Annotated in this window: 11 protein-coding genes; 1 reads left to right on the forward strand and 10 read right to left on the reverse strand. The window is 40.8% G+C overall.

Annotated features, from left to right (window positions below; genetic code table 11):
- The first annotated feature begins 5 nt into the window (after positions 1–5).
- Positions 6–2,237 (forward strand): VWA domain-containing protein, encoded by a 2,232-nt coding sequence (locus EFE42_RS04080; RefSeq protein ID WP_123136035.1) that lies wholly within the window; start codon positions 6–8, stop codon positions 2,235–2,237.
- Here EFE42_RS04080 and EFE42_RS04085 read toward each other — a convergent pair.
- The 10 genes from EFE42_RS04085 to EFE42_RS04130 form a co-directional block, all read right to left on the reverse strand.
- Positions 2,230–2,961, reverse strand: coding sequence for a hypothetical protein (locus EFE42_RS04085; protein ID WP_158599189.1), 732 nt, complete (start codon positions 2,959–2,961; stop codon positions 2,230–2,232). The genes EFE42_RS04080 and EFE42_RS04085 overlap by 8 nt on opposite strands.
- Positions 2,954–3,397 carry a hypothetical protein gene (locus tag EFE42_RS04090; protein ID WP_123136037.1) on the reverse strand — a complete coding sequence of 148 codons (444 nt, stop codon included), beginning with the start codon at positions 3,395–3,397 and terminating at the stop codon, positions 2,954–2,956. Before EFE42_RS04090 ends, EFE42_RS04085 begins: the two co-directional genes overlap by 8 nt.
- Positions 3,394–3,855, reverse strand: coding sequence for a hypothetical protein (locus tag EFE42_RS04095; RefSeq protein WP_123136038.1), 462 nt, complete (start codon positions 3,853–3,855; stop codon positions 3,394–3,396). Before EFE42_RS04095 ends, EFE42_RS04090 begins: the two co-directional genes overlap by 4 nt.
- Positions 3,843–4,367 carry a hypothetical protein gene (locus tag EFE42_RS04100; RefSeq protein WP_233564709.1) on the reverse strand — a complete coding sequence of 175 codons (525 nt, stop codon included), beginning with the start codon at positions 4,365–4,367 and terminating at the stop codon, positions 3,843–3,845. Before EFE42_RS04100 ends, EFE42_RS04095 begins: the two co-directional genes overlap by 13 nt.
- Entirely contained in the window at positions 4,358–5,332 is a 975-nt protein-coding gene (locus EFE42_RS04105; protein ID WP_123136039.1) for a hypothetical protein, read from the reverse strand. The genes EFE42_RS04100 and EFE42_RS04105 overlap by 10 nt, the downstream gene beginning before the upstream one ends.
- 48 nt (positions 5,333–5,380) lie before the next feature.
- Positions 5,381–6,817 (reverse strand): FlaD/FlaE family flagellar protein, encoded by a 1,437-nt coding sequence (locus EFE42_RS04110; protein WP_123136040.1) that lies wholly within the window; start codon positions 6,815–6,817, stop codon positions 5,381–5,383.
- A 64-nt stretch (positions 6,818–6,881) separates the two neighbouring features.
- Complete coding sequence (gene ablB / locus EFE42_RS04115) at positions 6,882–7,712, reverse strand: putative beta-lysine N-acetyltransferase (RefSeq protein ID WP_123136041.1); 831 nt, start codon at positions 7,710–7,712, stop codon at positions 6,882–6,884.
- Entirely contained in the window at positions 7,705–9,018 is a 1,314-nt protein-coding gene (ablA, locus tag EFE42_RS04120; RefSeq protein ID WP_123136042.1) for a lysine 2,3-aminomutase, read from the reverse strand. Before ablA ends, ablB begins: the two co-directional genes overlap by 8 nt.
- Positions 9,019–9,425: 407 nt before the next feature.
- Positions 9,426–10,043, reverse strand: coding sequence for a V-type ATP synthase subunit D (locus tag EFE42_RS04125; RefSeq protein ID WP_123136043.1), 618 nt, complete (start codon positions 10,041–10,043; stop codon positions 9,426–9,428).
- Between the two features lie 17 nt (positions 10,044–10,060).
- Positions 10,061–11,443 carry an ATP synthase subunit B gene (locus tag EFE42_RS04130; RefSeq protein ID WP_123136044.1) on the reverse strand — a complete coding sequence of 461 codons (1,383 nt, stop codon included), beginning with the start codon at positions 11,441–11,443 and terminating at the stop codon, positions 10,061–10,063.

The raw sequence follows: 11,443 nt of genomic DNA on the forward strand, positions 1-11,443 counted from the left end.
TTTCTATGCTTCAATGGAAGTTACCAGAAGAACCTACTCACAACGCAACAATAAACTCTGTAACAATGCATCTTTATGGACAACCATCTGATATAGGTGAATGGAAATGGTCATGGTCGGATTGGGAATGGTATTGGGAGTGGAGTTATAGGTGGGATGCTGGTTCACAAGAGCGTACCATTGAAGTATATGATATGGAATCTTCATTCGGTGAACAACCTACATGGAATAATAGTACTACATGGTCGTCTGGTAGTTTTAGTAATGCTGACTACAATAATACATATACAGTAGATAACATCTCTCTCTCTTCTTCGGTAGAAGGAGAAGAAATAGATTTTAATGTCACAGGTGCTATGTGGGGATCTGACAGAAATCCTGTATGGGGAGAATCATGTCAACTTGTACTTGTTGGTTCGGGGTATAAGGGAAGTGATTCAAATAAACACCTGGATAGATTCGGTTCTTCTGAAACTAATCCTCAAGACAATCGTAATGTAATTAACGGAGGACGCCCGATGTTGAGGGTGAATTATTCTATTGCACCTGATACATATGAATATACCTGGGTAGATCCTCTTTCAGGCACTTATCCTGACAGTGATCAGAAACAGGTAGAGAATGGAAGCTGGACCATAAATGTCTCTTCTTCTTCCGCTCTTCCGGAAACTTTTGCTCTCAGAACCTATATAGATAAAAAGAGTGCAACAAAGATTGCTTCCTCTGCTTTCCTTACGAGTTTTAATGATAGCCAGGGTGATCGAGTTGGACTTGTTCTTTATAGTAATACATCTTCCAACTATACTAATAACCAATCTTCCTATATACGTAATGGAAGTCAGTGGGTAGGGTATTTCAAGGTTGACAATTACAACGAAGGAAATTATTCATTTGAACTATCATGGGAAGATAATTCCACAATGGATTTGCAACTCTATGAAGGAATCGATATAATTAATTCTACTTCAGGGAATTCATCTCCGGTATCTGTTTCAGAAACTATTGAGTCTTCCCAAAACTATAAACTGGTTATAGAGAAAAAATCAGGGGACATAAATGACTCTGCTTTTGATATCAATGTAACAAGTTCAGATGTTGATAATATAACGATTGATTGGGAGATCTGGTCTGCTAAAACCGAATCTACACTTAAAAATGATACATACCACCTTGAGAATGCAGTCAATACCATGACCTGCGAGGGACTCACAGCAATTGATGAAGGCATTTATGTGGCTAATAATGAACTGGAAAACATAACCGGTAATTCCACAATGGTTCTCATGACAGACGGAATTGACAATGCAGGTTCCCACTCACTCCTGGAGCAGGCACAGCGTGCACGTGACCAGAACACAGTGATATATACAGTCGGTTTCGGTAGCAGTGAATCGGAAGTCGATCCTGTGCTGGAACAGATTGCAAATATCACGGGCGGGGAATATTACTTTGCACCCAACTCCACAGTTCTTGAAGATATATTTGTGGGGATTGCATCAGATATAACAAACTTTAGTGCAACAGGCCCAAAACTTGAACTGCACATTCCTCACAACTACATAACCAATCTTTCCATTGCAACGGCTACTTATCAGGACAATAGTAGTAACTCAACGATAGGGAACAACTCTACATTTGTAAAGCCAAGTTATCCTTCTAACGTAACCGATAGTAGTGAGCCAGATATTGAAAATATAGGTGACAGAGACGTGCTCAGGTGGGATCTTCCTCCTACGATGGGTATGGGAGACAAATGGGGTGTCTGGTATCAATTGAGGGTACAGGGAGCAGGTACAGTTCCACTAATCCTCCCCACATCCACATTGAGCTACACCGATATCAATGGGACTTCAATAAATATCAGTATATCCTACAGTGGAGATACAAGCATTGGTGGAAGCGGGGCTTCTGTTGATTATGTATCCCTGGGAGACGTAAATATCGAACCACAATCAGATATAATCAATATCAGTGATAATGATCCTGTTACAATAACGGCAAGATATTCCGATGGCAACCCTGCGATTGCAAATGCGTTGCTTTATACAAACCTGGGAGGATTTGGTGGAAGCCAGTATCCATTTAATCTCACGGTAAGCGGCTCTGAAACTGTCAATTTCAGTAGTTCAACTGCCGGGAATGCATTTATGTATTCATTTGCAAGCAATGGGAACAACAGTGTTTCTGATTCAGCAAAAATCTATGTCAGACCAAAAGGCTCTATAACCCTTAATTGATGTCAACATCAATAAGATGCTCGCCATATATCAGATAAGTGTTATTCCTATGAGCTACTACCTGATCTGGTGAAGATGAAGATATGGAAAAATCATTTTCTTCCAGATATTCTTTCCACAGCCTTGCAAATTCACTGTTTATGGTAATTGTTAAATTATTCACAGAACTGTTCGTTGTAAGACTGCTATTGTTGTAGCTCATTTTTAGAGTGGATACTCCGCTACCGGATTGAAATGAATTTCCTGAAGTCCTTATAACTGTGATCGTGGTAATATTTTCCGAATCAAGTTTTGAAGTGAATATCGGAGGAGCGGAAGTAAGCACCACTCTCTGGCCGGGGTAATATTTGAAGACTGCCCCGTTTTCGTAGACTATTCTTTTATCATTTTTGCCATATTCCACAGTACCAATTGCTTGGGGCGATGAGTCTATTCCCGGATAATCTATGCTTATATTTGATTTATTTGATAGCCCCAGGCTTGATGAATATAATTTGAATTTCATTGTTTTTACAGGCAATTCATTGAATGCGACTGTTTCCATATTGCTTTGCAAAACGACAAAACTCTGCTCCGAACTTTCAAATACACTGGCATCCATATTTGAACGTAACGTCGGATAACCAACTGCATAAATCAAACCGATGGAAAGTATGACTATTCCAAATATCAGGATAAAGCCCACTACTTCTGAGACAGCCCTGTCGTCCATAAAATTATTCATCTGAAACATATTTGATACCATGAGTTTGATTGTTGCTTGTTGTTGTTCCGTATATTCCAATGATCGGTGAAATTCCTGCAAGGGTTACATTGACTTCTTTGTCTGAAGTTGCAGAAGTAATCGAGATTACCTGGTCATCCCTAACAGGCTCTGCACTAATCATATAGTATTCTCCAGCAATACGATCAGGTATGGAATAACTTGTTTCTATCTTCCCGTTTTCTGGAGCGATAAGGTATATTTCAGTAACGAGTGTTCCTACTTTATTTCCAACATCTGCAAAATTTTTTTCCATAACAACTTCGGAAGGTTCTTCTACAATCACATCTGTAATCCCAAATTGAATTATTAAGAAAAATGATATGAAGATGCCGGAAAAAAGGATATAACCCATTGTTATCGAAACAGCATTTTCATTTTTCAGAAATGATTTCATGGACCCACCTCAATAATTTCAGGTTTTGATGAGTAGGAAGTGTCAGCATTAAGGAAAGTAACATTAACCCACACTTGCCCAATGGAAGTGTTTGTAGAGTTATTTTCCTTTGTGTATTTCATGTATTCCACATCAACAAATTCCCCATGGGCAGCATATAGTACTTGCACTTGTTCATTATAACTATCCATTACAGTTGAAAGTCCGACATCAATACTCTGATTTGAAGTCTGATTCTCGCTATAAGCAATATCAGCAGCTGTACCTGCGACTTCGTGAGTTTGTAATTTAAGTTCACGAATGTCATCCTTTGGGAAACCAATTGCAGTGTCTGCTGAATAGTATCCATTAAGATTTGCCTGATTTAATAGGACTGCAATGGTTACAAGTGCGATTGCAATTGCAAGGCCAGATAACAATATCCATTGACCGGATGTGTCGTTTTTCAAACCTTCCATAATATCAACCTCACTTCTACAACACGTATACTGGAGTTGTCAAAATTCCAGCTTCCTCCATCTGCCGTAACGGTACTGTTATCAAATGTCACAAGTCTTCTTCCCACAACTGCATTTTCCGTAGGCACACCATTTATTATGACGTTTTTTGTTTTCAGTTTATTTCCTTCAACGTATGCAATATCAACGTTGTACACGGTATCCGGAATGATTTTTTCACTCAATAACACGTCGAGTTCTTCCATAATAGATTGGTTGAGATTCGCATTTTGACTTAGATTCAACCCGGCAACTGATTCTGTAAGATTTGTCTGGAAAGTACCTTCTGGGGCACTATCAACAATATTTAATGCATCATTTGCTATTTGCTGAAGTTGCACTTCTGTTTGCATTTCAGATTGGGGAGTAACAAGTACTGAGTTCTGTGTTACCGTCATTATGGTTAATGTAATCAGTAATGCAGCAGCAAGACCCTCTATAGTCTGGAGCTGGGCTTTATCATTCATCTCCATACTTTCACAACCAGTTCAGCCTTTTCATAGTGTTGTTTGGCATAATCTGCATATTCTATATATAGAGGACCCGGTGCAATATTCATCTCCGAAAAATTGATTCCCAACTGGTTGTGGGTTTCATTGAAAATATCCTGATAATATACAAGTTTAAGAGTGTCGTTGGGATTAATGGGGTCTGTATAAGGCCTAAAGTCATTGCTACCGTCCCTTTTTATATAGACACTGTAATTTTGTGAATCTTGTATAAGTAAATCCCCATTTAGTTCCGAACTCATATAAGATGTGTTGTTTGTCACATTGAAACCTGAAATCTGGACTATAATATTCTTTTCAATCGGCCCTGTGATATTTATTATAGCCATATCGTTACTGGAACTGGATGCCTTTAAATCATCTGCACTAAAGTTTGCAATTTCTCCTTTTTCCACAAGAACCAGTCTTTTGGTCTGGAATACATTATCCCTGCCAGGGGATTGAGTGCCAAATGTTGCTGTTTGGTTACCTATACGAACAGGTATGCCGTTCTGGAGAATCGAAATATTATATTCATATTCAATTCTTGCTCCATTTATATTATCAAAAAGCCCTAGCATTGTGATGATTTCATCTTCATTAAGACCTTGTGTACTTTCTATTTTTGAATAGTTCAAAATATTTGGTTTGTTTGTTGTCCTGGATTGATGACTGGAATCTGCTGCAAACCCCAATCTGAACACATGATCTGTATGATATTCCCAATCAGTACCAGTACTATTTGGAACTCCGGATTTCTCATCCCACCAGCCGGGGTCTTCTGAAAGGATAGTGGCAGTTCTGTACGAAATTATACTTAAATCTTCATCACTGGAAGATATAGTTGAAAATAGGCCGGGTACAAACTGTATAGTAAAAGTAAGTGCTATCAGGAATAGTGATAATCCTGCTAAAAAATCAATCGCTATCTGTCCAGATTCATCTTTCATACTACTAATCATTATACATTAGTATTTTATAAAATATAACTATTATTATTATATGCCGTAGATTTCCGTGCCGTTTTTGACTTTCTTTATATCTTTTTCCACAACAGAAAGTTTGTTCCGGTCAACTTCCAAACCTGCCAGTTTTTCCATGAACCAGATGGACCTCACATGTTCATCGGGCGACATTTTCCAGTCGGTTTTTTCGATATAGAAATCAATTCCTTCTGCATATCTCAAAAGATCCAGACGCACATCATCACTTATCCATCCGAGTTCTTCATAATAAGCCAGGATTTCCTGTAAATTGTTCCTTCCAACAAGTTCCATGAGATACTCAAGCCACTCCATACAAAGCTTTATGTTGGTGGAATTTTTGACAATATTATTTATTATCACACCATTACTGCCATGATAGTAACCGGAAGAGCCCGTTTTTTTGAGTTCTTCATCAACAAAGTTTTTCAGTTCCTTAACTAACTGTATACTTTCCTTCCGATACTCTTCAACCTTACTTCCTTCTTCCTGATTCTGGCTGTTCACAAGTGATATGTCTGCCATAAGAAGAGAAAGGGCCTCTGTAATTTCATCCATCCTGCGTTCATTTTTTTGACCCGAAACTTTGAGTTCACCGAGGCCATCCGCAAACTCCTGGACAATTTTGTTGGAATATTCCATGCTTGATTGAGCAACTTCCCTGTTGTCTTCCAGTAATTGCTGCAGGTTGGTATGTGAGGAAGTAATTGTTTGCATATTTTGTTCTATAGATTGCAGGGCATCACGGATTTCGTTTTTTTCTTCCTGCAGGGACTGAACATTTAATTCAATAGTCTCAATCTTGTCCTGAAGGTCGTTTATTTTAGAGCCGGTAGAATCAATCTGTGAGGCAAAAGTTTCCTGAATTTGCCTTTTTTCTGAAGATAATGTATTTTGTTCATTCCCAAGATTTTCCAGGGACCGGTTGATATCTTCTATCTGAGTATTTATTTTTGCAATTTCCGTATTGGATTGAATAGATGTCATTTCTTCAGCGTGCGACTGAGATGATTCCTTATTTTCTCCGTAGGTTTCTGTATTCTCATCGAAAAAAACTTCATCGTCAAACTCATCAGAAACCTGTAGTTCTGCAGGGATCGATTTTTTCGCATGATTTTTTGCTTTTGACTGTTGATTTCCTTCCTTTATATCATCCATTTTCTGGAAGAAATCCCTTCTACGGGTCAATCGCCCTACCATTGATGTCAATTTTTGGACAAAACCCGCAGGACTGTCAGTATTATCACTTGCAACCGGTTGTGTCTTTTCCAATTGGTCGTTATCATCAGTATTGTCGGCAACATCATCTTCTTTTAGATTCGGACTGCCTGTATCTTCAGTTTGCTCAAAAAAGGATTCATTGTCAGCGGCAGGTTCATTATCCCAGGGAAATATGGGTTCATTTTCCATATTTACTTGTTTTTTATTTCCTGAATTATCGCTGCCTTCCATAAAACATCATCTTTCCCCTTTTGGTCAACAATAATTATATGGGGAATGTTTATTTAAGAGTTACTCAGATGCGCTTGTACCATACATTCATATTTTCAAGGTTACCGGATATATTGGTGTTTTGAACAAGCTTTCCGGTAAATTCATACCCCAGCCTTGCAAAAACAGTATTCATACCATAGGACGCGGCCCGGGCGATGGTATACAATGTAAGGATCCCTTTCTTATTCATTTCTGTTTCCATCTTTGAGAGGAGATAAGTGGACAGACCCATTCCCCTGAACTGAGGGAGTGTAGCAAAGTCGGTCATTTCCGCATTCCGGTTTTCAAAATCGATCTCGCAAGAGGAAAGGGCAACTATGTCACCTTCATTTTCAACTGCGAAATATACAACATTATCTTCCATAGTCTCTTTCAGGTAGGCAGGGTCCTGGATAGGGAAAGGGTATGTAGGGAACACTTCAGCGTAGATCTCTGCCATTGCAGGCATATCCGCTTCCGTACACATCCGGATCAGGAAACCTTCAGGTAATTCAGGTTTCCTGATGTCTCCTGCCTTATCCCTGGCAGTGGAGATGATCCGGTCATCCTCGGCCTGTGTGTCTTCCTGCCTGTTCCCCGTGAAATATTTACACATAAACCGGGCTTCTTTCGTGCCGGAATAATAGCCGGGAACACCGGCCTCCTTTACATAGCCCTTTGCATCAAAGGCAGCTCTGGAATCTGCAGGGACTTTTGCAAATATCTTGCTATAGCCATGCTTTTCGGCCAATCGATCCATCTCAGGTATAATATCCGGCAGGTCATCGGTATCCAGTTTCATAAGATAAATACGATTGTTGTATGTACCGTGCTGGACCAGGGATTTACCGATTTTTTCGATTATATCACTCAACGTCCCTTCTCTCCATTCTTTCGGTATCTTCCGGTACAAGACTTACAATTTCATCATGATCGGCAAGCAGTTTTGCAATACCTGTAGATTTATATTCAGCTGCATCGTCAAGTTTGAGCTGGAGCTTACATTCTTCACATTTACGGTCACAGTATATCGGCTCATAGGAATCCGGTTCTTTATAGGAGGTGATCACACCCTCATAGTTACGCAAAATAACTCTGTTGGAGGACCAGGATATAAGATAGGAAGGCATGACAGGTATCTTACCTCCTCCATGGGGAGCATCGATTACATAAGTAGGAACTGCAAAACCACTTGTGTGTCCGATGAGGTGTTCCATAATCTCTATACCCTTGCCCACCGGAGTGCGGAAATGGGACAGGCCTTCCGAAAGGTCACACTGGTAGAGGTAATAAGGACGTACACGGTTTTGCACAAGTTTCTGTACAAGCCTTTTCATAATCCTGTGACAGTCATTCACTCCTGAAAGCAACACCGTCTGGTTTCCGAGGGGAATTCCTGCATCTGCAAGTTTGCGCAGGGCTTCCCTGGAAGAGGCCGTTACTTCACGTGGATGGTTGAAATGGGTGTTGATCCAGAGCGGATGATGCTTTTTGAGTATTTCTACAAGATCATCAGTTACCCTGTAAGGAAGCACGACAGGCATCCTTGTACCGATACGAATTATCTCAACATGGGGAATTTCCCGCAGTTTTGTCAGAATCCAATCCAGATAAGCGTCAGGCAGCATCAATGGATCCCCGCCTGACAGCAGGACATCTCGCACCTGGGGGGTATTCCTGATGTATTCAAGTCCTTCAGAAACCGCATCTTTGGTGGGTATGGAATCAACATCTCCCACTTTTCTCTTACGTGTGCAATGCCTGCAGTACATCGAACAGGTGTTGCTTATATGGAACAGTACCCTGTCCGGATACCTGTGTGTGATTCCCTCAACAGGACTGTCCTCATCCTCTGAAAGAGGATCTTCAAGATCGTCTTCATCGATGTCCAGCTCCTTTGGTGAAGGGAAGGCCTGCAGGAATATGGGATCATTCCTGAAATCCTCGGCATCTATGAGGGAAAGGTAGTATGGAGTAACGGATAATGGGAATTTTTCCAGGGTTTGTTTGAGTTTATCCTTTTCCCCCGGTTTGAATTTGATGCCAAGTAAAGTCTCAAATGTATCAATATCACCGATGGAATGCTTGAGTTGCCATCTCCAGTCCTTCCAGTTGGCAATAACAGTATCAGAATCGATTTTTTTAGCTATTTCTTTTTGTGCTTGTGTGTGCTGTGTCATAATGTACCACATTTTTAATTTATATTACTTATTGAATGAATTTGCCTGCAAAAATTGCATAAGAACATACGCACAGCTAAAAAATAATGCAGGCAGAATGAAATTAAATAGGTATATCACCTTTATTGAGCAAAATATCACAACTAGTAGAACCGCATGTTGTTTATTTATCGGTTCATATATAGTGGAAGAAGATATATATACTTTACTGAATAATTCCAGTCAAATGTATAATCAGATATTCAAGTACTCTGAAACCCTGAAATAAATGATAAGATACCCAAATACAAGCATTATGAGGGATATTAACCATGCCCAACGCAGAATACGCGCAAGGTTGTGGGGTTGTGTGATCCTAAAAAAAAGCCTGTCGGCCAGTCCTGGCCGATCAGGTGCTGCGGTAGGCATTATGCCTTAATCCTCTTTAAGCGGAAGGTGTTTTCACGTTCCATCTCATCCAGCCGGAAACGAATGAAGTCCATTGCTTCCTGCATTTCGGGAATTACCTTGAATTCAAGGGCATTTACACGTCTTTTTGTTTTCTCGATGTCTTCAAGTAACCTTTTCATAGTGGTCTCAATCTCTGCTGCAAGAATAATCTTGTCAACAAGGATCTCATATGAATCGACAGTTTCATCGATGCAGGAGCTTGTCCCGAGAATACCGTATCCCCTTTTGTTGATGGATTTATGCACACTGGATGCTTCGATCTTAGGGACCACCACACCCATAATGTTGTGGCTTTCTAGACTTATTACAGGTCCCTCTTTGAGAGCAAGAGCAGTGGATTTTATTACCATTCTGCCCTCGACTGCCTCAGCGATCCCTATTTTTTCAGTGGCATTGTCATAGGCGTCATCCAGTTCGTTCCGTACACCCTTGGCCTTGTTCAAAATCTCAAAGAATTCCAGGATAAGACCATCCCTTTTCATTTTAAGCAACTTGTGGCCGCTCTGGGACAGTTTTATCTTTTTCTTCAGTTCAATAAGTTCGGAACGAGTTGGTTTAACATCCTTTGTGCCCATAGTGGATCACTCTTTGTTCACTCTGCATTTTGATGTGCAGGGTGATATTTATCGATATACTTATTGTCTATCCTGGTGAGCTGTGCTTCCGGAAGCTCGGACAGAATTTCCCATGCTATGCCAAGAGTATCTTCGATATTCCTGTCTTCATCTTTTGCCTGTCTTACAAAACGGTCTTCGAAAAGATCGGCAAATTCCAGGATTCTCTGGTCTCTTTCGGAAAGGGATTCTTTACCGACAATTGCAACCAGTCCACGAAGGTCACGTCCTTCAGCATATCCAGCATACAACTGATCGGATACTGCTTTGTGGTCATCTCTTGTCTTATCATCTCCGATACCGGAGTTCATAAGACGAGAAAGGGATGGTAGCACATTGATCGGTGGGTAGATACCCTTCCTGTGAAGTTCACGGGATACTACAATCTGACCTTCGGTAATATAACCGGAAAGATCGGGTATTGGGTGAGTTATATCGTCACCAGGCATAGTCAGGATAGAAAACTGGGTTACAGATCCCTTGTTACCTTTGATTACACCTGCACGTTCATAGAGGGATGCAAGGTCAGTGTACATGTAACCGGGATATCCACGTCTACCGGGCACTTCTTCACGGGCTGCACCCATCTGACGGAGGGCTTCGCAGTAGTTTGTGATATCTGTCAGGATTACAAGTACATGCATATCGTGTTCGTATGCAAGATACTCTGCTGCTGTCAGTGCCATCCTCGGCGTGATGATACGCTCGACTGCAGGATCATCTGCAAGGTTGAGGAAAACTGTCGCTCTTTCAAGAGCACCTGTCTTCTCAAAGTCTTCCATGAATGACTGGGCTTCCTCATTGGTGATACCCATTGCAGCAAATACCACAGCGAAATCTTCTTCAGAACCGGGTACCTTTGCCTGTCTTGCAATCTGAAGAGCAATCTCATTGTGTGGCAGACCTGATCCAGAGAAGATAGGAAGTTTCTGTCCCCTTACAAGAGTGTTTGTACCGTCAATCGTGGATATTCCTGTCTGGATAAATTCTTCAGGTGGTCTCCTGGAATAAGGGTTCATTGACGCCCCATTCACATCTACCCTTTTTTCAGGGATGATTCTTGGACCACCGTCAAGGGGTTCTCCAGAACCGGAAAGGATACGACCGAGAAGGTCTTTTGCAACAGGAAGTTTGATGGTTTCTCCACTGAATACTACACCGGATTCGTCATTCAGGCCCTGAGTTCCTTCGAAAACCTGTACAACAACCATATCTGCGGAGGTGTCAAGGACCTGACCTCTCTTGGTAGTCCCATCAGGGAGATTAATCTGAACAAGTTCCCCATATCCTACAGGCTCAGTTTTTTCAAGGAATATAAGTGGTCCTGCAATATCTACAATGGTTTTGTATTCTTTGGTCAT

Source organism: Methanohalophilus sp. RSK (assembly GCF_003722075.1).
Lineage (GTDB): Archaea > Halobacteriota > Methanosarcinia > Methanosarcinales > Methanosarcinaceae > Methanohalophilus.